This window comes from Chryseobacterium sp. HNCC26DJ239, from assembly GCF_057180445.1.
In genome coordinates this window covers 89011-110899 of record NZ_JBXUGJ010000006.1, presented here as the reverse complement: position 1 = coordinate 110899, position 21889 = coordinate 89011, and the positions used below count along the sequence as shown (strand labels likewise).

Genomic DNA, 21889 nt, shown 5'->3' with positions numbered 1-21889 from the left:
TTAATGTGCTTTTTTTGATTGTTTAAATTTTTGGCTCTTTTACTTCAAAAGAACAATAAATTAGATATAAATCAACTGAGTTTTCACCACTTTTCTTCCTAAACTTTCTAAAACCGATTTGTAATTTTCAATTTGAAGGTCGTTCTTTTCGTTTTCTTCACCTGTTTTAAAATCGACAATAACGTACTCATTTTCATGGCGTAAAATTCGGTCTGGACGATAGATTTTCGTTTCACCGTTTTCAGAAATCATAATATCTTTTTCGTTGATAACATGCCATTTTTCATCAAAAAACTCCTGATGTTTAGTAATGATTTGGATGAGGTTTTCTTCGATATTTATTTTTTCTTCGTTGGTAATTTGTCCTTCCAAAATATACTTTTCGAGAACTTTTGAAATGTCTTTTTTAGTATTGATTTTTGAAAGCAATTCGTGCACAAAAAGCCCAATTCTAACCTTTTCTACACGAGTTTGATAGTTTTTCGAAGGTGTTGCTACTTTTATAGAAGTCGTTTTTTCGTCTACATTTTTCAGTTCTTTAATGTCTTTTGTTTTGAAAGTAGATTTCTTATGAAAGACCTTTTTCTGAAGCATTTCAGAATCGGTTGGAAACAAATCAAATTCGTCTGCATTTTCTGTATTTTTAGATTGAAGGAAATCTAAAATTTCAAGATTATTAGAAGTTTTATTTGCTTTTTGGATATAAAAAAACAATTGTTCTACAGGTCTCGTTGTTGCCACATACTGCAAACAAAGCCTATCTACAAAGTTTTTGTAAGAATTTTCTTGATTGAATGAACCAATTTCATCATCATAAACTTCCAGATTTTTACTGAACTGACTGATGTTTACCGATTGTAAAATATTTTGGTCGCCCGTTTCAAACCAATTGGTAAATTCTGCGTCACGATTTTTATTAATCATCGGGATAAAAACAATCGGAAATTCTAAACCTTTTGCTTTGTGAATCGTCATAATTTGTATTGCATCAATATTTTCTGAGGCTTGAATTGTGTGTTTCGAAGCTTCTTCGTCCCAATATTTCAAAAATTCTTTCGTTGTTGCTCCTGCATTTTGCGTAAAATTGAAAAGCATTTCTAAAAAGTTGAGCAAGAAATCTGTTTCTTTATTTTCAACTGAAAATTCATTAATGTAAAACTCAACAAAATTATAGAGGTTAAATTTCGGAAAATCATCCTGTTCAAGCTTGATTCCGTAATTTTCTTCGATGTGGAGAATGGCTTTTTCATACTCAGAAATATTTAAAATTTCCTGCATTCCGACGGTGAAATCGGGCATAGAAATTCTTCCTGATTTTCTCAGGAAATACATCATCATAATTAGGCTCGTTTTGTTTTTTCGGTTGCTTTGCCAACGAAGAAATTCAATTACGGCTTTCAAGGTGTGTGAAAGGTCGAGCGTTAAACCTTTATCAGAAATCGTTTTGATGTTTGTGGTTTCACCTTTATAATTTACGGTGAGGTTTCCAAGTTTTTGCGAATAGCTGAAAATATCAAAATTTCCTCGACAAAGAATTGTAATATCCGAAAACGAAAAACCATTATCCAGACTTTCTTGAATGTCTTTTTGCATTTTCTCTGAAGTGTGGGTGTAAAATTCTTCGTTCGTAAGATTTTCAATTAAATTTACTTTTACACGCCCTTCAATCGAAGATTTTGGGTTTTGCTCGGCATCGCTTCCAAAAATATTTTGATGTTCTTCTAAAAGACTTTTTGAGTGGAAATTATACAACTCATTGTTGAAATTCACAATGTTTTTTGCACTTCGCCAATTGTCTTTCAACACTAAAAGAGAGGCGTCTTTTGGCGTAATTTCCTTTTTATTGATAATGTCGAGCATCAATTTACTTTCGCCACCACGAAAACGATAGATACTCTGTTTCGGATCTCCTACAACAGTAAAAGAGGTGTTTTCTGTGGAAACAGCGTGGTCTCGCAAAGGAAGAAAGTTTTGCCATTGCAGCTCTGAAGTGTCTTGAAATTCATCAAAGAAATAATGATAAAACTGCGACCCTACTTTTTCGTAAATAAAAGCAGAAGGCTCATTTTTAAGGTTTTCATTAATTAAAATATTAAATTTTGAAAGCAAAACAAGGTCGTTTTCTTCTTCAATTTTTTTCAGTTCGTCCTGAATGTCTTTATTGACTTTTAAAGGCAAAAGTGCCGAAAGAATTTTCTCTTTTTTCTGAGTTTCAATATAAATTTTAATCAGCTGAAGACGGCTTCTCAGCAATGAATCTAAAATATCAAAAATGTCTTGTTCTTTACTTTTAGATTTTGCTGCAGCTCCTTTGCTAAAGTTGTTTTGCGCCGATTCTTCGTTCGTAGGAAAAGGGAAATCTTTTCTGTTTTTATGATAATAATCTGAAACTTTTACGAAAAAACCGCCCAAACCGTTTTTACCTTGCGCAAAATCTTCCACTTCAATTCCTCTGGATTTGAAAAGTTCTACCGAAGCCAACGTAAGTTCCAAAGAAACTTTTTTGTTGTCTGAAATCTCTTTTCTGAGCGTATTTTTGATGTTTTCGTAGCTTTCATTATCAAAATCTTTATTTTTTTGAAGATTTTCGTAATGAATGTCTTTCACAAATTCTTTTGCTGAATCGTAAAGGTTTTTATTCAGGTTGATACGCTCATTATTTTCAAGACTGTAATCTACATAGTCCATAAAAGAATTAGAAATCACATCATTTTCTCCGATTTGGTCGAGCATTTTGTCGACCGCTTCAATTAAAAAAGGTTCGGGGTCTATTTCTAGATTAAAATTTTTAGCTAAACCCAATTCGTAAGAAAAACTTCTCACCAAACGCGAATTAAAACGGTCAATTGTTCCAATATTTAGCGTAGAATAATTATGCAGAATATAATCTAAAAGTTTTTGCGAGCGGTAATGCAACTCGTGAATATCAATCTTCAAACCTTCTGCTTCAAAGGCTTTTTGAATGTTTTTTAAATCGGAATTATTCTCATAATCAGCATCACAAAATCTTCCGAGCCAAGAAAGAATTCTTTCCTTCATTTCGTTGGCGGCTTTGTTGGTAAACGTAAGTGCGAGAATATTTCTAATGCTTTGCGCTTGGTTTGGGTATCGCAAACAAATCATCAAAAGTCGCTGTACCAAAGCATAAGTTTTACCAGAACCTGCAGAAGCATTGATTACCGTATAAGAATTTTGCATTTTTTTGAGAAATTGAAACTGCAAGATAGCCAATTTTCTGCTGAATTTTTAACACATATTTTGGTAAGATTTACATCTGCAAAGATTTTTTTAACATTTCGCAGACGAAAATTAAAAAGATTTCCTAAAACGTGTTAAGTCCGGTTAAATTTAAGATTTACAAAGAAATATAGCTTAGATTTGCTTTAATAAAACAATAGCCTGTGAAAATTAAACTATTCTTTATTTTTTCTCTGCTTTTTTCAATACAGACGTTTGCTCAAGAGTATATTTTTGGGAAAGTAACTTCTGAAGAAAAGATTGAATTGCCCAATGTAACCGTTATCAACATCCGAACAGATGTAAGAACAACTACCAATGGCGACGGACATTTTATGATTGCCGGAAGAGAAGGCGACGAACTTCGTTTTATTATATTAGGATACGAAAGATTTCAAAAGCATATAACCACAGAATTTATGAAATCTCCTTTGAATGTTGAGCTCAAAAGAAATGCTTTGGCGATTGAAGAAGTTATTGTAAAAAGAAAACTGACAGGAGATTTAAAGATTGATTCTAAAACACTTAATCCACCGGTAAAAGTGCAGAAACTTCGTTCTGAAATGAATGAATACTTGAAACAAAAATCTGACCCAAAAATTTTAGCGGCTAAACCAGGAGAATTTGTTCAACCCGTAACAAAAGGAATTTTTACGATTGGAAAGATTAAAGATAAATGGGACGATGTCGATTTTTTGAATTATCTGATACAAGCTTTAGGAGCAGAATATTTTGCCGACTTAAAAATTGAACCTTCACAAAGACAACATTTTATCTTTTATATTTTCAATACAGGCTTTGAACGCAGAAAAATTCTAAAATACGGTTATTGCAGCGATGCCGATTTGAATCGTTTCAAAAGTGCTGTTTTACAAAGAATAATGTCTTACAAACAACCACCAACAATTTCAAAATGAAACTGAAATTACTTCTTTTTTTCGTTGTTTTTTCGTCTTTTTCCTGGGCTCAGAAAACGATTTCCGGAAACGTAATAGACGAAAATGGAATTGCCCAATCAGTCGTTTTCATTTTAAATGTGAATAAAAATCAATCTGTTTTTTCTGATGCGAAAGGAAATTATTCGATTTTGGCAGACAAAGGAGACGAACTTCGTTTTGTGAAAGATGGTTTCTACAGAACAGAAATAAAAGTGGATGAAAATGTTTTAGGAGAAAATAAAAATGTAGTCATTCGACATGTAGAAATTTTAATTCCTGAAGTAAAACTGGAATTTCAACCGACCGGAAATTTAGAAAAAGATGCTAAAAATGCAGGAGATTCAAAACGTGTTGTTGCTTTGAATAACTCGATGGAAAAGTATATGAAATCTCCAATGGCAGAACCTTTACCTAAAAATGAAGTACAAAAAACATTTAGAGGACACGATTTTCAGGAAGGACACGTAAGTGTAGATGTCGGAAAGACGCTTGTTTTTATTTCAAACTTAATTGCAAATCGTTCAAAACCAAAAATTACCAAAGCCAATTATTACGAAACACAAACGTTTATTAAAGAAATAAAATCAAAAATTAACCTCGATTTTCTTCGTGATTATGGGATGAGTGATGAATCTATAGATGCTTTTTTGTTGTACGCCAACGATACTTTTCAACTGGCGAAAAAATACAGGAAAGATTTTAATACCGTAAAAATTACGAGCGAATTAAGAGCTGCTTTTGGAGAATATTCTAAACTAAATAACGTTAGTCAATAGAATTAATGATAAACAGTATCGTAAATTTCGTCTTTTAATTCTGCAAGATTTGTTGGGTTGAAATTTCCTAAAAGCCAAAGATTTAACTTGCTTTTTCCGTCGCCGTAGCTTGGCTGCACGTACATTTCATCAAGTAAATTAAAACCATTGTTTTTATAGAAAGAAAATCTTCGTTTAGAATTTTCGTTTAAATGTTCAGGCTCAATTTCTAAAACAATTCTTGGATAATTTTTTTTCAGATAATCTAAAATTTCAGAACCTAATTTTTGATTTCTGAACTCCGAAAAAACTTCAAAATGTTCCACAAAAATAAAATCGGAAAGTTGCCAAATTACAACGTAGCCTATATTATTATTATCATGTAAAACCGAAAAAGCTCTTACTGTAGGATGCGTAAAGAGCTGTGTGAACGTGCTGAAATCTCTTCTTTCATCTTCGGGAAAAGAAGTCGTGTAAGCACTGTAAATTTGCTCAATTCTATAGTCTTCTGCAGTGGTTATTTGATTAAATTCCATACAAACTATTTTAAAATTTTATAAACCACAAAAGTGCCAAAATTATTTTTTGAACTTTTCCTAATAAAATTATTTAGTATTAAAGGTCGAAAACGCTTGGTCTTCTCGTTATAAAAATGTCTTTTATCCAAAGGGTAAACGCAAGACCGAGGTAAATTAAAAAGAAAAATCCTGCCGTTGCAAAAGTAGAGTAGATGAAAAATATTCTCAGTTTAGAAACCGGAATTCCCAGTTTTGCGCCCATTCTTGTAAGGACACCAAACCATTCTCTTTCCATTTTGTGGCGTATGTTACTCAACATATTATTTGTCTTTTAGAATTTTAAAACCAATGCCGCAATTTAGGCAATTTTTTGCTTCGCAGAAATGTTTAAAATGATAAATCAAGCTTTGGCTTTCTAATGCAGAATTGATGGGAACTTTCAATTTTTTCCATTGCTCTGTAATTGCATTTTTTTCGGGTGATAAAGATTGGTAAAACGCCATTATTTCGTCAGTAATTTCTTCGTTGTGATATTTGTGATACGTGAATTTTACAGGGAGAACAGCGTTTAAAATCAATAATTCTATAAAATCTGCAGAAAGCGTCTTTTCTTGTTTTACTTTTGAAATTTTTCCGAAATTAAAACGTTCGTCCCAATATTCAGAAGCTTTTACCTCTCGAAATATGGCAAACAATTCGTCATTATTTTTTGCTGAAATCATTTTTGAAAACAAATTTTGATGCTTAAAATAAAGGTCTGCAAATTGCGAAAGCCGAATGGTTGGGAAATTTGGCGGGCGCAAACGCAGAAATTTAGGCTGAATTTTAAGATTAGGAAGGTTGTATTTTGAACGAAGAAAGTCAAACTCGCGTTTCCAAATTTGAGTTTCTTTGTCGAGAGGTTCATCAAGCCAGCCAGAAATTCCGTAAAAAAATGCTTCCAATTGCGTTTTATTTTGCCTGATTTTATTGATGATGGTAAAATCTATGCTTTCAGCAATTTGCTTAAAAATCTGTGCATTTACTTTCAAACCAAAAGTATACGCGATATGATGAAAAAGAATGGCTTCGAAATTATTTTTGCTTTTCTGAAGGTCTTCTTCGATGAAAACAGATTTTTCATGAAGCTTTTTTAGAATATTTTCTTCATGAAACTGAAAAGGTATTTTGGAAATTTCAAATAAATTTTCACAAGGAATAAAAGTGTTTTCCGCTAAAAGATGGTTGTATTTTTTGATTAAAGAATCATCAATATGATGTCTCAGTTCAAGGGTTGGAATGTTCTTTTCTTTGAAACCTGGAATTTCGGCATCATTTTGAAAAACAACGTGCAAAATAATATTATCAAAAGCCGAATCTGAAGAATGTTGATGAAAAATCCAATCTGAAGAGCGAATGTGAAGCTCAATATTTCCTGCATGAATTATGTTTCCGAGTTTAATTTTTGCCATCAGAAAATCTGGCCCCGAATTGCTGTTCCATTTCCCGAAATCTAAGATTTCAATAGGATTTCCGTCGGTATCTTTAAAGTCTAAACGGCTAAATATCTTGAAATTCCAAAGATATTGGAGAAGTTTTTCAGTCATTATTTTGTGTTTAGAATAAAGGTAGGGAAAATTTGGTTTCTCTATTCTAATTTTTCAAATAATAAAATTGTTGAAATAAACTTTTCCGAAGACTATATTTTTTTTCTTTATGATTGTCTTGTTTGGATGGGTAAGCAAAATAAATTGTATCGTTTTGATGAATGAATCTTTCGTTTGTCCAGTTGAATTCGTCTACATATTTTTTGTATTCATAGTTTTCAACTTTTTGAGAGAAGCAATAATCTATTTTTTCAAAATCCTCTGTTTTGAATAAAAAGGAAAGAGCAACGGAAGAAACAATAAAAATTCCAGCAAAACTAAAAATAGAAAGGAAAACAATTTTCTTTTCGAAAGACAACAAAGAAAGAATTGATAGTAGCGAACTTATTGTTAGTATAAAAGGGAGTTTTGATAATTTGTAAGGTCTGAGAGGCAAAGTATTGATGTCTATAAATTTGATAATAATTAATCCTAAAATAGCTAAAGAAAGCAAGACGATAAATAATTTTTTCATATGAAGTTTTTTACTTGTTAAAAGTACACTTTTTCGAGATATATTTTAGTCTAAATTATTTAAAACAACCGTGTCAAGCTTCAAAAGCTTGACACGGTTTGATGATATTTAAACAAAAAAAGAGCGTTTCCGCTCTTGTATGTTTATGCTTTTGTAAGTTCGCCTCTAAATTTCTCAATGGTAGTTTTATACATTTCTTCGTAAATCGGAAGGATGTTTTTTAAATCAAAACTTACGGCTTGTTTTTTAGCATTTATTTTCATTTGGGCTAAAAGCTCATCGTTGCTCAATAATTTAATACAGTAATTGCTCATTGCTTCCACATTTCCAATTTCGGCGAGGAAACCGGTTTCGCCTTGGATATTCACTTCTGGAATTCCTCCAGCGTTCGAGCTGATAACCGGTGTATAAGCCGCCATTGCTTCTAAAGCCGCCAAACCAAAGCTTTCCTGTTCCGACGGAAGTAAAAAGACATCCGAAAGTTGTAGAATTCTATACAAATCGTTCACTTTTCCTAGAAGGCGAATTTTTGAAATCAATTCTGGGTTTTCTTCCAAAAACTGATTTACTTTTTCCATATCCGGACCTTCACCAATAATGATGAGCTTAGATTTTACTTTTTTCTCCACATTTTTGAAGATTTGAAGCACTTCTTCTACACGTTTTACCGGTCTTAAGTTGGAAACGTGAATCAGAATTTTTTCGTCTGGATTGGCAAACTGTGTTCTTTGGCATTCGTTGCATTCATCAAATTCAGAATTGTCGATAAAGTTGGTAATTACCTGAATTTCTTTTTTAATATTGAAGAATTGCAATGTATCTTTTTTCAAACTTTCAGAAACTGAAGTAATCGCATCCGATTGATTGATGGAAAATTCTACCGCATGTTTGTAACTTGGATGTTGCCCCACCAAAGTAATATCGGTTCCGTGCAACGTTGTTACCAACGGAATATCGTTATTGTCTTCCTTCAACATTTGTTTTGCTGTAAACGCCGCATACGCATAAGGAATTGCGTAATGAGCATGAAGCAAATCTAGTTTGTACAAATTCACAACTCTGTAAATCATCGAGCTTAAAGCAATATCATAAGGTTGATATTGGAACAGCGGGTACGTTTGTACATTTACTTTGTGAAAGAATATATTCGGGTTGGTAATATCTAATCTCGCAGGCAACGCCGAACTGATGAAATGCACCTCATAACCTTTGTTGGCGAGAGACATCCCGAGTTCTGTTGCTACAATTCCGCTTCCTCCGTATGTGGGATAGCAAAGTATACCTATTTTCATTTTTTAAATTTATTTAGAAAAGCCGAAGCTTTTGTTTTTTTAATTAAATATCAACCAATTTTTAATAATAAATGACTTAATTGTTAGAAAAGCTGGTCTTATTTTGAGGATTTAGAACACTTTTCTTCATAATACTTTATAAGTACGTCTACTTTATGGTCTTTGATAACGATGTTTTCATTTTCAAAATCATTTACCAACTCTGGACAAAGATTTTGAAAGAAATTTTTCACGTGTTTTTTTACTAAACTTTTCTTATTAGGAGTCCATGTACTGTTTATAAAATAAATCATTGCTGGTTTTTCGTCCTTATATTGTAAAAAATAGTTTGTAAGATTAGAAGGTGTTGAAGTGTAATAATAACCATTGCTCTTTAAGCCTGGGTCATAACTGTCTGAAACGTATAGCGATATGTCGCCACTTGACAACTTTCGCATCCAATTGTATTCTGTTTTGGGTTTGTCTGAGAATACATAATAAATAAATTCTTTAAATTCTAAGGTGATAGTCTCGTTTGTTTTTGGGTCAAGATATTCTACCTTATCGATTGTCATTACATCAATTTTCTCTTTTTTGGTTGAATTCTCTTCTTTGAATGCAAGTTTTGTTTCTCCATTTATTGCTGCATTAGCTTTTCCTTTTTTCAGTGAACCATTTTTTAAATAAATAGTTGCTGTATAGTCTTGAGCATGAAAAAGACTCGACAAAAATAGAGACAGAATTGCAATAATTTTTAAATAATTATTCATGGTATTGTGTTTTTTTATTTTGATTCTTGACAAAGATTAATCCCCATTCCCGCTTTTAATTGGTCATTTACCAAAACAGGCAGTTTCCCTGAAATTTTAGTTTTACCACTTAAAGCATCTGCCGTTGCCGTCATAGAATCTTCGTTGTTTTCGTAAGAAACCAAAACGGTTGATACTTTAGAAATATCGACATCTTTTAAAGCATAAGCGCTTCCGAAAACGTTGAGAATTACATTGTTCTTTTTGGTAAGTTCGGCAAGGACTTTTTTAGATTCAGCCGAAATTTTATAGGGTTTGTAAGCTGTGGAATTATCTTTATGAAACCCAACAATTACCGTTGAATTTGCTGGAATTGAAGAAATTTCCGAAGCTTTTTTAACGATTATTTTTGCATCTAATTGTAATCTGTCCTCAAAAGTTTGATACGGCGCTTCTTCCAACGGAACATAATAATACGTTGAAGTTTTGTTGAGCGGAAGGAGTTTTTTTTCGTCTTTTAACAAAGTTAAAGCATTCGAATAAAGATTTTGTACCAGTTTTTTGTGGGAATCGTTATTAAGGTCGTTATTTATATTGCTCGGGTTTTTCGGTTGGTATTCGTTTAGACCTAAATAATATTTCGTTAAAAGAATCTTTTTTACGCTTTCTTCCACTCTAGCTTGAGGAATTTCACCATTGTCGATGGCTTTTTGGATGAGTCTTTTTCCTTCGGCAACACCTTGTGAAAAAAGCATGATGTCGTTTCCAGCTTTGAAAGCCATTGCGTCTAATTCTCCTGGTTTATATTTGTTGGCTACGGCGCCCATGTTTAAGGCATCGGTGATAATTAAACCTTTGTACCCAAATTTTTCCTTTAATAAGCCTGTTACAATATTTTTAGAAACTGAGGCAGGAATTCCTTTTCCAGATTCTAAAGCAGGGACGTAAAGATGCGCCACCATTACACCGCCAATTCCTTTACTCATCAATGCTTTGAAAGGAGCTAATTCAATTTCGTTTAAACGATTTAAATTGTGAGAAACAACCGGAAGGTCTAGGTGAGAATCTGTATTGGTGTCACCATGACCAGGGAAATGTTTTATCGCGGCAAGAATATTATTGTTTTGCAAGCCATTTGAATAGGCAAGTGCAGATTGCGTTACATTTTTTACCTCAGAACCGAAGCTTCTGTTGCCGATAATTGGGTTGTTTGGGTTGGTGTTTACGTCCACAACTGGCGCAAAATCCCAATTTATCCCCATTCTGTGACAGTCTTCTGCAATTTTGGCAGACATTTTTTCAATTAATGATTTATCTTGAATGGCACCTAAAGTCATCGCCCAAGGATATTTGTGAGCGGCTGCAATTCTTTGGTACAATCCCCATTCTGCATCCATTCCAATCATCATTGGAGTTTTAGATTTTTGCTGAAATTCATTAACGAGCGTAATCTCTTTTGCAGCATCGTCTTGCATTAAAATAAGACCTCCAATTTGTTCACGAGAAACAATGTTTCTAATCTCATCTATGTGATTATCACCTTTATTGGTGTAAAGTGCGACAATAAAAAGCTGGCCGAGTTTTTCATTTTGAGAAAGAGAATTGTATTTTTCTTCTACCCATTTTTCGGCTTTTTTAATATCGGTTTTAGACCAGTTTTTTGGCTGATATTGTGCAGAGAGTTGTAGCGTTGAAAGTAAGAAAATGATAAGTAATACGTTTGATAATCTTCTCATAAAATTATAGAATATGAGCAAAAATACAACTAAAATTATTGCCTAAACAAAGTTTTTAAGTTTTTTGGTATATCATTTGATTTGGCATAATCGATTTAATATTAAAATATATAAAATGAAAAAATTATTTCCAATTTTTGTTTTCGCAATACTAAGTTTTATGGTAGTAAGTTGTAATACAAGTGATGATGTGATCGTGGCACCACAAGAAAATAAGGTCGATGCACAAATGAGAGATGTTACAGGTACGCTGAATGCATCAAATAATTACTCTATTAATACGGGTATTAATATTTTGAGTACAGATGTAGTTTTGGTTTATAGAAATTATAATTCAAATTCAAATGCTTCGGCAGTTTGGCAGCTAATTCCTAAAACGTATTATTTACCAGGAGTAACAGGTAGAGAATTAGATTATAATTTCTTATTTGATTCTAGTAATGTAGAAATTTATTCAGAAGCAAATTTTGACCAAGCAACAATGAGTAGTGCTGAGACAGCAGAATATTTAACTAATCAAACTTTTAGAATTGTGTTGATCCCTGCAGATCCTGCAAAGAATGCAAACAAGCCTGATTATAATGATTACAATGCCGTTGTAAAATATTACAATCTGAAAGAGCCTAAATAAACACAAGAATATCTTTTCAATTTTTTTTTATAATGTAAAAAGCTTCGGAAATTTTTCCGAAGCTTTTGCTTTATTTATCGTTGTCATCTAATAGGTGACCGAAAAAATCTTTTTTGGTTTGCAAGTAGCCTTTGCTGTTTTCGTTGGCAGGAATTTGTAGTGGTATTCTAGAATTGAGCTCAATATTGCTTTGTTCTACATATCTTACTTTTTCTGGGTTGTTGGTAAGGAGGTTTACTTTTTTTACGCCCAAATTGTTCAAAATATCAATCGCTACACCAAAATTTCTATCGTCTGCAGGAAGCCCCAATTCTAAATTGGCTTGCACAGTATCTAAACCTTTTTCCTGAAGAGAATATGCTTTTAGTTTATTGATAATCCCAATGTTTCTTCCTTCTTGGCGAAGGTAAACAATGATACCTCCTTTTTCGTGAATGTATTTCATTGCTGCATCTAGCTGTTGTCCGCATTCACATTTTTGAGAGTGAAAAACCTCTCCGGTTATACATTCAGAATGAAACCTAACATTTACTGCAGAAGAAAGATCCGTATTTTCAGCAACTATTGCCATGTGCGGCATCCAATCTTCGGCATTTTCTGCAAAGGCGATCATTCGGAAAGTACCATGTTCTGTAGGAACATTGGCTTCCGCCTGAATTGTAATCATTGATTATATATTATTTTTTGCTGGCGTTTATCGTATTTTCAATAATTGCCATATTGGTTTTTATGCGTACAAGATATCGGTTTAAGATATCGTTTTCGTCGGTACTAAGAGATTTGCGTAGCTTCTGTATCTTTCTGTAAGATTTTTCTACTCCTTTCAATTGCTTATTTTTAGCACCTACATTTCCTGCGTCTACAGCGTAAAGATAGTTTTGCAGGCTGTATTTAAGCGATGAGATCTCATCATTTACCTCTTTTTTTGAAAATATAGGAAATGTAGAAAGCAGATTTGTAATTTCGGAAGCATAGGTATTTTCGGAAATTCTTAAAGAAATACCCGGTTCATCACCTGTTTTGTTTTCCGTTGTTACTCCTGCGGGAACTGGTGATGTGTTGCTTTTTTCAGTAACACACGACCCGAGAATACATATTATTGATACAGATAGAAATATCTTTTTCATTTTTGCCCCTTTTGATAAAGGATTGGGTTAAGACTTTCATCGTTGTACATTTTCATTTGTTTGTACACTTTCATCTTAACATTCCCGTTCTCAATATCGAAAAGCAGCTGATCTATTGAAACTGAAAGATCTACTTTCTGGGTAAGAAGTACATCTAATTTTGCCTGACAGTTTGCACGGTGCTCTTCAGATGCAGAATCTCTGTTTGCTTCTAAAGCCATGTGATAAACTTTTAATGCCAAAATCGATAACCTATCTACAGCCCAAGCTAAAGTCTCAGTATTAATTTTCGCATCAGTTTTTGGAGTAATTTCTTTGTATTTATCCAAAAACCAACTGTCTATATACTCTACAAGATCAGTACGTTGCTGGTTTGAAGCATCGATTCTTCTTTTCAATTTTAAAGCTTCAGCAGGGTCGATATTTTCGTCTCTGATAATATCTTCCAAATGCCACTGAACGGTGTCAATCCAGTTCTTTGCATACAAAATGCGTTCCAAACTGTTGAGTTCGTAAGGGTTATTGATTGGCGTATCTACATGATCTAAAACATGATAGTCTTCAATGCTTTGATTGAAGACTTTCCAAGCAGTCTCGGTAAAATTCATTTAAAAGACCTTATTAATTACTGTTGTTGTTTGATGATGATTGATTATCAGCTTTTGGCTTTTCATCTTCTTTTACAGAATCTTTAAATTCTTTAATACCAGAACCTAGTCCTCTCATTAATTCAGGAATTTTTTTACCTCCAAATAGTAATAATACTACTAAGATTACTAGAACCCAATGCCATGGAGCAAAAGGGGTTAATATTGTTAATGCTTGCATTTTGAAAATTTTTACAAAGTTAATCTTTTTTTAATAGGAAACCCAACCGAGCGGGTCTACTGGTGTACTTCCGTTCCAAACCTGGAAATCAAGTGTGTATGCACCGTCAAAGTCTTGCCCGATAGCTCCTACTGAAGAACCAGCAGAAACTTGTTGCCCTTTTGATACGCTTACGCTTGTAAGATTTGAATAAATCGTAAAGTAGTTTCCATGCTTTACGATTACGGTTTTTGTACCGTCGTTATTCGCAATTACAGAAGAAACCTGACCTGGGAAAACAGCTTTCGCTCTAGACCCTGCAGGAACGGCAATCTTAATACCGCTGTTGTCTTCCCAAATTGTTTTGAAAACAGGATGTTGTTGCTTTCCGAATTTATGGGTAATCTGCCCTTTATCTACAGGGAAACCAATTCGTCCTCTGTTTTCGGCAAAGTTGTTGCCTGCAATTCCTGATGAAACCCCGAAGTTGGTATAAGCTTTTGTTTCCGCAGCTTTTTTCTCATCTTCTTTTCTTTTTGCTAAAGCGTTTTCAGCCTCTCTCGCTGCTTTTAATTTTTCTGTAGCAATTCTAGATTTTTCGTTGGCTTCGTCTAATGCTTTTTTAGCAGCAACTTTTTTCGCTTCGTCTCTTGCACTTGCTTCAGCTTTTGCCGCATCTGCAGTACGTTTTCTGTCTTCTTCCTCACGTTTTGCAGCTAGTTCTGCCGCTTTTTTAGCTTCAGCTTCAGCTAGTTTTCTTTCTTTTTCCAGAGCTTCCGCTTTGGCTTTGTTTTCCGCTTCAATTCTTGCTTTTTCTCTTTCAGCTGCAAGTTTTGCTAAACGAATTTTTTCTGCTTCTGCTTTTTTTCTAGCTTCTTCCTCTGCTTTAGCAATGCGTATTTCTTCTGCAATAATAGCTCTAATTTGGCTTTCTAACGCTTTAGATTTTGTTTGTTTTTGTCTTAGCTCTGCTGTAAGTTTGGTTTCGTTTTTCTTAAAATCTAAAACAAGTTGTTCTTTCTGTTTTCTTTCAACTTCAATGGTTGTAAGGTCTTTCTTCTGGTTAACCAATAAGTTTTCTTTTTCGGTAGCAGATCTTCTTTTAGATTCTACAGATTTTTTTAATTCGGTGGCGGCATTGGTAATTTCTGCTGCTTTTTGATCCTGATAATCTGCATATCTCTTCAAATACTGCACTCTACGAAGAGCTTCTCCTAAGTTTTTAGAAGAAAGAATAAAGGTTACCTTATTTTGTACCCCTTTATTTTTATAAGCATTTACTAAAACTTTAGCGTAATTGTCTCTAAGAACTTTCAGTTCTCTGTTTTGACGGTTAATTTCAAGTTGACGAAGGTATATTTCGTCTTCAATAAATCTTTTTTCTTTTTGAGTATTGTTGTAAACTTTCTCTCTAAGTGCCAGTTTTTGATTTACATTGGTTAAATAAGCAATAGAAAGTTTAGATTCATTTCTTGTTTTTGCCAAATCTGAATTGATTTGTGCAATCTGTTTTTTCAGCTCTGCATTTTCTTTTTGCAGCTGTTCTTTATTTCGCTGAGCGCTTCCAAATCCGAAAATAAGCACACTCAGAATAAGGCTGATTTTTTTGATCATTTAATTTCAATTTTCTTATAACTGGATGGTACAGAATATGGTGTTTCCATCCTCGAAAAAACAAAATTCGTGTTTTCTAGTAAAATCTCGCTGTTTTTACTTCCTTTTATAATTATTTTAACATTCTTTGGAAGCTTAACATTGTTGGGTTGAGTCTCCCAATTTGAATATACGATTTGTACTGCATCATCGGATTTTACATCCTTCAATTTTAAATCTGTAAGGTTGTAATCTTCGGAATATTGCAAGTTCAGTTTATATTCTCTTTCGCCATTTTCGGTGGTGAATTTTAAGTTTTGGATAGACTCCATATGGTATCCTTCATCATTCTTAATGATACGTGCATTTCGGTTGCTTAAGGTGAAGAATGTTCTTCCAACAAGAAGTTTTTCTAGGTTTTTATAATCGAAGAAATTTACGTTTAGCAGATTATTTAAGTATTCAAAATCAGAATCGATGTAATTTTTATTGTATTTATCCATCGCCTTAATTCCTTCAGGAGTAATGATTGCTCTTGCTGCATTGAAGAAAAGGAAATCTATTTTTGACCAAATCTTTTTATCTGTTTCAATGTAAATAATCGCGTCAAGCGGACTTACCCTAATGTTGTCTGCCGTGATTTTGCTGGTAATTCTTAGATAATCAAATTTTTCGTGAATGTAGATTTTTTCATAAAAATCTAAACGGTCTGCAACATATTTGCCATCTTGTAATTCTTTAGAATCGGGGTTGTTTACCATAAGACTGTCAGAATTTTGGGCATTATCTTGAGCTCCTTTTCTAGATTTACAGCTAAAGATAAAAAACGTTACAATAAGTAAGGGAATCCATTTTTTCATGCGCGAAAAATTTGCTAAAACTTTGCAATATTAACGCCAAACCACACAAAAGATTTTGTGTGGTTCGGAATATTTTATTTAAAGATAGTAATTAAAATGATTTGTTTGGAGAAAAATCTAAAACAGAGAAGTCTCCCAAAGAAATTTCTCTTGCAACACCGAAATATTGTGCAGAATTTCCAATCATCGAATTAGAAAGATTTCCGTGGTTTATTTTTGTGTTTTCCTGAATTAAAGAATTTTCAATGTTGGAATTAATTACCTCTGTATTATTTCCCAAAGAAACTCCAGGGCCAACTTTCGAATTTGAAATCTTTACGTTTTCACCAATAAAACATGGCTGAATGATTAAAGAATTTTCAATTTTCGCAGAAGCGGGATATTGAGACATAGCTTCTTTTTCGTACTCCAAAATCTTCGAATTGGTTTCTACTGTTGCGTTTTTGTTTCCGCAATCCATCCAATCGTTTACTTTTCCCAAAGAGAATTTTGCGCCTTTAGACCTAAGATTTTCAAGAGCGGTTGTCAATTGATATTCGCCCCCGTTTTTAATATCATTATCCATGATATAATTAATTTCTGCCATTAATTTTTCTGCAGAATTGAAGTAGTAAATTCCAATAATCGCTAAATCTGAAACAAACTCCTGAGGTTTTTCTACAAAATCTGTAATGAAACCATAGTTGTCTAATTTTACCACCCCAAAAGCTGAAGGGTCTTCAACACTTTTTACCCAAATAACACCATCTGAGTTTTTATCTAAAACAAAATCTGCTCGGAAAAGCGTGTCTGCAAAAGCAATCACCACATCTCCTGTCATCGATTGCTCAGCACATTTAATTGCATGAGCGGTTCCAAGAGGGTCGTTTTGGTAATAAATGCTTCCTTTAGCACCCAATTTTTCTGCAATTTGAATTAATGATTTTTCGATTTCAGGACCAAAATCTCCAATAATGAAAGCTACTTCTTCTATTTCTTCACCGGCAACTTTGGCGATATCTTCTACTAATCTTTGTACAATTGGTTTTCCTGCAATCGGAATCAACGGCTTTGGTACGGTTAAGGTATGTGGACGTAGTCTTGAGCCGCGACCGGCCATTGGAACTATAATTTTCATAAGTATTGTCTGGGTTATGTTTTATTTTCTTTTGATAATGGTTTGTAAAATTGATCTTTCAGTATAAGCAATCACTAAAATGAGTGCCAAAAATAATGCATTTCCGAGGATGTAATTTTCTCTAAATTGGTAAAAGGAAATCATGGAAATTACTACTGATAAGAATATATAGAGTATAATTTTCTTTGTATTATAGTTAATAGGATATTGTATTCTTCCCCAAATGTAAGAAATTACCATCATACTTCCATAAGTAATGAGTGCGGCTATTCCGCTTGCCCAATATCCAAATTTTGGGATAAATAAGAAGTTTATGGTAATAGTTATTGCTGCACCAATTAAAGAAATATAAAGACCTACTCTTGTTTGATCTGAAAGCTTATACCAAATTGAAAGATTTAAATATATTCCTAAAAATAAAGCTCCAAGCATTACAAAAGGAATAATATCAATACCTTCGTAATATAATGGGTTTTTTAGATAACTTTCAGAGATCCATTGGAGATTTACCATGAGTCCTGTGTAAATTAAGCAGTTACAAATCACAAACACATCCATTAGTAATGCATAAGTTTTATGATTACTTTTATCTTTAAAACTTGAGAAAAAGTAAGGCTCTATTCCCAACTGATAAGCCTGTCTGAAAACTGTGATAAATGTTGCAATTTTATAAACCGCTCCGTAAACTCCAATTTGGTGTTTTGCTTCGTTTTCCGGTAAAAGGTACTTTAAAAACTGTCTGTCTAATGTTTGGTTTATAATTCCTGCCAAACCTGCAATCATTACTGGCCAAGAGTAGTTCATGATTCTTTTCCATAGAGAAAAATCAAACTTTTTGAAGCTGAAATTCACAAACTCCTTTCCTACAATCGCTAAAGTAATAATGCTTTGTACAAGATTGGCAATAAAAACGTAGCCTACACCAATTTCAGGATTATATTTTAAACCTAAAATTCCGTTGGGAAATTTAGGAAGCCATTTGATGAAAAACACCACCAAGAAGTAATAAACCAAAGAACCAATTACTTTAGATAGCATGTATAAAACGGGCTTTCCTTCAAGTCTTAAAACGGCCGATGGAATTGTTGAAAACGCATCAAACGATAAGATGAAAAGGAACATCACCAAATAATTGACCTGATCCGGAGTTTCGAACGCATTGGCTAGATCTTGCCTAAAAACATACCCTAAAAGAAGATAAATAAAACCTGTAGCCAAGATACTCATGGAACAAGTAGAGATTAAAGTTTTCTTATCAATCTCTTTTTCTTGAGCAAAACGGAAAAAAGAAGTTTCCATACCATGAGTAAGGAATACTGTGATTACCCCTGCAATAGAATACCAGTCTACAAATGGCGACGATGCGGTCGGTCCAAAAGCTTTTGTAACAATCGGTGCAATGAGAAATGGAAATATCCTCACCAACACAGAACTTAAACCATAAACAGCAGTTTGCCCAAATAATTTTTTGTACAAGATTTATATTTTTGTAGTGCAAATGTAAATATTTAGAATGTGATTTTTTATTTCGGAGATTAAAATTCATTCATAAACCTTAATTTTGCTTCTTAAGTGAATTGCTTATTTAGTTTTCGAGCATCCATCATTTAATCCTCAAAAAGTAAAAATGAAAATCTTAATTAAAAACGCACAAATCGTAAACGAAGGAAAAATTACGGAAAGTGATATTCTTATCGAGAACGATTTAATTTCTAAAATAGCTTCTGATATTAATGAAGAAGCAGACCAAATTATCGACGCAGCCGGAAAGTATCTTTTGCCGGGAGTTATTGATGACCAAGTTCATTTTCGTGAACCAGGCTTAACGCACAAAGGTGATATCGAATCTGAATCTCGTGCAGCCATTGCAGGTGGAACTACGAGTTTTATTGAGCAACCGAATACTGTTCCGAATGCTGTAACACAAGAATTGTTGGCAGATAAATACGACATTGCAGCTGTAAAATCTTTTGCCAATTACGGATTCATGATGGGCGGAACCAATGATAATTTGGAAGAAGTTTTAAAAACAAATCCTAGAAATGTTCCTGGAATTAAGCTTTTCTTAGGTTCTTCAACAGGAAATATGTTGGTCGATAATCCTGAAACGCTTGAAAATATTTTCAGCAACACAAAAATGCTTATTGCCGTTCATTGCGAAGACGAAGCTACAATTAGAGCCAATACACAAAAGTATTTGGATGAATATGGCGAAGATATTCCGGTGAAGTTTCATCATTTAATCAGAAGTGAAGAAGCGTGTTACAAATCTTCTTCAAAAGCGATTGAATTGGCGAAGAAAACTGGCGCAAGACTTCATGTTTTCCATTTATCAACGGCGATTGAAACGGAACTTTTCAGAAATGATATTCCTTTAAAAGATAAAAAAATTACAGCTGAAGTTTGTGTTCATCATTTAACTTTTACAAATGAAGATTATGAAACGAAAGGCGGTTTAATTAAATGGAATCCTGCGGTAAAAACGCAAAAAGACAAAGACGGACTTTGGGAAGCTTTGCTTGATGACAGAATTGATGTTATCGCAACCGACCATGCGCCGCATACTTGGGAAGAAAAACAAAATGTGTATACAAAATGTCCTTCTGGAGCGCCTTTGGTACAACATTCTTTGGTGGTGATGCTTGAAAACTTCAAAAACGGGAAAATTTCTTTAGAAAGAATCGTAGAGAAAATGGCTCATAATCCTGCAATTTTATTCAGAATTGAGAAAAGAGGTTTCATTAGAGAGGGCTATAAAGCAGATTTGGTTTTGGTTGATGTAAATGAAAACTGGACCGTTGAAAAAGAAAATATCCTCTACAAATGCGGTTGGAGTCCTTTGGAAGGAATGAATTTCCAATCTAAAGTTACCCACACCTTCGTCAACGGAAATTTGGTTTTCGAAAACGGAAAAATAAACGAAGAAAAATTCGGAGAGCGTTTGCTTTTTGAAGTTGAAGAATAAATATCAATAGGAGCGGACTTTAGTCCGCTTTTTTTATGGAGGAAATGAATTTGGCTTTAGCCAAAATATAAATCCCACAGATTGAATAGTTTTTAATCAGAAAAGAATTTACTTTATCAACTCAACCTGTGAGAAAATTATCTAACAATTTGTTGTTTTAAGCAATAACAATGCTTTCAATTCCTTTTTCTAAAGCAGTTTCCTGAAGATGCGGAAGTCCTAAACCTTCAGCTCTGAAAACATCAACATCGGTAACGCCGATAAAACCTAAAACACTTTTTAAATAAGGCACTACAAAATCATACGATTGATAATCGCCTTCAGAAAAAACAGAGCCACTTGCAACGGCGATGTAAGCTTTTTTGTTTTTTACTAAACCTTCAAAACCGTTTTCTGAATAGCGGAAAGTCATTCCGCCACGAGCAATATGGTCGATGTAAGCTTTCAAAGAAGACGGAATTCCGAAATTGTAAATTGGCACCGAAATCACAATAATATCAGATGCATGCAATTGTGCAATCGCATCATCTGAACGCTTTACCGCTTCGTTTTGTTCGGCTGTTCTGGCTTCTGCTGGGATAAACCAAGAATCAACCTGTTCTTCTCCTAAGTGCGGAAACGGATCTTTTAATAAATCTAAAGTCGTAATCGTGTGTTCTGGATATGCTTCCTGAATTTTTTCTTCAATTGCTGTTCCTAATGTTCTACTTGCCGAACCTTTCGTTCTTGGGCTTGAGATAATGTGAAGTATGTTTTTCATTTTTTTTAATTAAAAATTTCTTCAGCAAAATTATGTACATTTGCTTATTAAAAGTAAGTAGTAAACTAAAGGTTAGTAGTAACCTTTTAGTTAGTTGTAAAATTCAATCTTATGGAAAATCAGACAGAATTATGTAAAGCAGGGTGTAAAATTACTTGTGGTGAGAATCTTGCAGCGGTTGAAGATGCTTTGTACGTTATTTCGGGGAAATGGAAATTGAAGATCATTATTGTATTGCAAGAAATGGGAAATATTCGGTTCAACGAGTTGCAGAGGTTAATTCCGGGGATTTCGGCGAGAGTTTTATCGAACGAATTGAAAGATTTAGAGCTTAATGGTTTTGTGAAAAGAGTAGTTCACGCAGAGCAAACTCCGGTGGTTGTAGAATATATTTCCACTGATTATAGCCGAACTCTTAAAAATGTAATTATGTCTCTTTCCGAATGGGGAAGAAGCCATAAAAAGAACATTAGAGCAGATGTTTTTGAGAGTATTATTATTAAATAATCATCAATATTAACAAGTCTTTTTACTTACTTTTATGGTTGATTTAAAATAAGTTGTGTATAAAAACTACTATTTTCAATAGGTTTATTATGTTAAGTTATTTAGAATCATTCAAAATATAAATAAAATCTTCAGGATAGATTATTTAAACTGAAAATCTTATTAATTTTACGCCTAACAAATGTTAGTTAGCTTGTTGGTTTAGAATTTGAAATTTT

Annotated in this window: 22 protein-coding genes; 5 read left to right on the top strand and 17 right to left on the bottom strand. The window is 33.4% G+C overall.

Annotated features, from left to right (window positions below):
* Window positions 1-60: 60 nt before the first annotated feature.
* A complete protein-coding gene (locus AC2A1D_RS14040; RefSeq protein ID WP_484044218.1) occupies window positions 61-3198 on the bottom strand; it encodes a UvrD-helicase domain-containing protein in 3138 nt (1045 codons plus the stop codon).
* A gap of 203 nt (window positions 3199-3401) precedes the next feature.
* Here AC2A1D_RS14040 and AC2A1D_RS14035 point away from each other — a divergent pair, with 203 nt between their 5' ends.
* Together AC2A1D_RS14035 and AC2A1D_RS14030 are read left to right on the top strand one after the other, a co-directional pair.
* Window positions 3402-4154, top strand: coding sequence for a carboxypeptidase-like regulatory domain-containing protein (locus AC2A1D_RS14035; RefSeq protein WP_484044217.1), 753 nt, complete (start codon window positions 3402-3404; stop codon window positions 4152-4154).
* Window positions 4151-4951, top strand: a complete 801-nt coding sequence (locus AC2A1D_RS14030; protein ID WP_484044216.1) for a carboxypeptidase-like regulatory domain-containing protein — start codon at window positions 4151-4153, stop codon at window positions 4949-4951. The genes AC2A1D_RS14035 and AC2A1D_RS14030 overlap by 4 nt, the downstream gene beginning before the upstream one ends.
* Before the next feature lie 2 nt (window positions 4952-4953).
* Here the strand turns inward: AC2A1D_RS14030 and AC2A1D_RS14025 are convergent, their stop codons facing one another.
* The 7 genes from AC2A1D_RS14025 to AC2A1D_RS13995 all read right to left on the bottom strand — a co-directional run bounded on the left by AC2A1D_RS14025 (window position 4954) and on the right by AC2A1D_RS13995 (window position 11304).
* Window positions 4954-5466 carry a GNAT family N-acetyltransferase gene (locus AC2A1D_RS14025; RefSeq protein ID WP_484044215.1) on the bottom strand — a complete coding sequence of 171 codons (513 nt, stop codon included), beginning with the start codon at window positions 5464-5466 and terminating at the stop codon, window positions 4954-4956.
* A gap of 79 nt (window positions 5467-5545) precedes the next feature.
* Window positions 5546-5767 carry a PspC family transcriptional regulator gene (locus AC2A1D_RS14020; protein ID WP_027373948.1) on the bottom strand — a complete coding sequence of 74 codons (222 nt, stop codon included), beginning with the start codon at window positions 5765-5767 and terminating at the stop codon, window positions 5546-5548.
* Window position 5768: 1 nt separating this feature from the next.
* Window positions 5769-7034 carry a DUF2851 family protein gene (locus tag AC2A1D_RS14015; RefSeq protein WP_484044214.1) on the bottom strand — a complete coding sequence of 422 codons (1266 nt, stop codon included), beginning with the start codon at window positions 7032-7034 and terminating at the stop codon, window positions 5769-5771.
* 46 nt (window positions 7035-7080) lie between these two features.
* Entirely contained in the window at window positions 7081-7548 is a 468-nt protein-coding gene (locus AC2A1D_RS14010; protein ID WP_484044213.1) for a hypothetical protein, read from the bottom strand.
* A gap of 143 nt (window positions 7549-7691) precedes the next feature.
* A complete protein-coding gene (gene bshA / locus AC2A1D_RS14005; protein ID WP_484044212.1) occupies window positions 7692-8840 on the bottom strand; it encodes an N-acetyl-alpha-D-glucosaminyl L-malate synthase BshA in 1149 nt (382 codons plus the stop codon).
* 98 nt (window positions 8841-8938) lie between these two features.
* Complete coding sequence (locus tag AC2A1D_RS14000; RefSeq protein WP_484044211.1) at window positions 8939-9589, bottom strand: hypothetical protein; 651 nt, start codon at window positions 9587-9589, stop codon at window positions 8939-8941.
* Between the two features lie 14 nt (window positions 9590-9603).
* The gene (locus AC2A1D_RS13995; RefSeq protein ID WP_484044210.1) at window positions 9604-11304 is read right to left on the bottom strand and encodes a glycoside hydrolase family 3 protein; all 1701 of its coding nucleotides are present in this window, start codon (window positions 11302-11304) and stop codon (window positions 9604-9606) included.
* Window positions 11305-11464: 160 nt separating this feature from the next.
* Between AC2A1D_RS13995 and AC2A1D_RS13990 the strand changes: the two genes are divergently transcribed.
* On the top strand, window positions 11465-11935 hold the full coding sequence (locus tag AC2A1D_RS13990; protein ID WP_484044209.1) for a hypothetical protein: 471 nt from the start codon (window positions 11465-11467) through the stop codon (window positions 11933-11935).
* Between the two features lie 70 nt (window positions 11936-12005).
* Here AC2A1D_RS13990 and ribA read toward each other — a convergent pair whose 3' ends face one another.
* From ribA to AC2A1D_RS13950, 8 genes are all read right to left on the bottom strand, one after another.
* Complete coding sequence (ribA, locus tag AC2A1D_RS13985) at window positions 12006-12602, bottom strand: GTP cyclohydrolase II (RefSeq protein WP_484044208.1); 597 nt, start codon at window positions 12600-12602, stop codon at window positions 12006-12008.
* 10 nt (window positions 12603-12612) lie between these two features.
* A complete protein-coding gene (locus AC2A1D_RS13980) occupies window positions 12613-13062 on the bottom strand; it encodes a hypothetical protein (protein ID WP_484044207.1) in 450 nt (149 codons plus the stop codon).
* Window positions 13059-13670 carry a DUF4254 domain-containing protein gene (locus AC2A1D_RS13975; protein ID WP_484044206.1) on the bottom strand — a complete coding sequence of 204 codons (612 nt, stop codon included), beginning with the start codon at window positions 13668-13670 and terminating at the stop codon, window positions 13059-13061. Before AC2A1D_RS13975 ends, AC2A1D_RS13980 begins: the two co-directional genes overlap by 4 nt.
* Before the next feature lie 13 nt (window positions 13671-13683).
* Window positions 13684-13890 (bottom strand): twin-arginine translocase TatA/TatE family subunit, encoded by a 207-nt coding sequence (locus AC2A1D_RS13970; protein ID WP_484044205.1) that lies wholly within the window; start codon window positions 13888-13890, stop codon window positions 13684-13686.
* A 30-nt stretch (window positions 13891-13920) separates the two neighbouring features.
* Entirely contained in the window at window positions 13921-15483 is a 1563-nt protein-coding gene (locus AC2A1D_RS13965) for a murein hydrolase activator EnvC family protein (protein ID WP_484044204.1), read from the bottom strand.
* A complete protein-coding gene (gene lolB1 / locus AC2A1D_RS13960) occupies window positions 15480-16322 on the bottom strand; it encodes a lipoprotein insertase outer membrane protein LolB1 (protein WP_484044203.1) in 843 nt (280 codons plus the stop codon). Before lolB1 ends, AC2A1D_RS13965 begins: the two co-directional genes overlap by 4 nt.
* A gap of 91 nt (window positions 16323-16413) precedes the next feature.
* The gene (locus AC2A1D_RS13955) at window positions 16414-17439 is read right to left on the bottom strand and encodes a sugar phosphate nucleotidyltransferase (RefSeq protein ID WP_484044202.1); all 1026 of its coding nucleotides are present in this window, start codon (window positions 17437-17439) and stop codon (window positions 16414-16416) included.
* 21 nt (window positions 17440-17460) lie between these two features.
* Window positions 17461-18915, bottom strand: a complete 1455-nt coding sequence (locus AC2A1D_RS13950) for a lipopolysaccharide biosynthesis protein (protein ID WP_484044201.1) — start codon at window positions 18913-18915, stop codon at window positions 17461-17463.
* Between the two features lie 151 nt (window positions 18916-19066).
* Here AC2A1D_RS13950 and AC2A1D_RS13945 point away from each other — a divergent pair, with 151 nt between their 5' ends.
* A complete protein-coding gene (locus AC2A1D_RS13945) occupies window positions 19067-20404 on the top strand; it encodes a dihydroorotase (protein ID WP_484044200.1) in 1338 nt (445 codons plus the stop codon).
* Between the two features lie 157 nt (window positions 20405-20561).
* Here the strand turns inward: AC2A1D_RS13945 and AC2A1D_RS13940 are convergent, their stop codons facing one another.
* Window positions 20562-21164 carry an FMN-dependent NADH-azoreductase gene (locus AC2A1D_RS13940; protein WP_484044199.1) on the bottom strand — a complete coding sequence of 201 codons (603 nt, stop codon included), beginning with the start codon at window positions 21162-21164 and terminating at the stop codon, window positions 20562-20564.
* Between the two features lie 111 nt (window positions 21165-21275).
* Here AC2A1D_RS13940 and AC2A1D_RS13935 point away from each other — a divergent pair, with 111 nt between their 5' ends.
* A complete protein-coding gene (locus AC2A1D_RS13935; protein ID WP_484044198.1) occupies window positions 21276-21671 on the top strand; it encodes a winged helix-turn-helix transcriptional regulator in 396 nt (131 codons plus the stop codon).
* The last annotated feature ends 218 nt before the right edge of the window (window positions 21672-21889 follow it).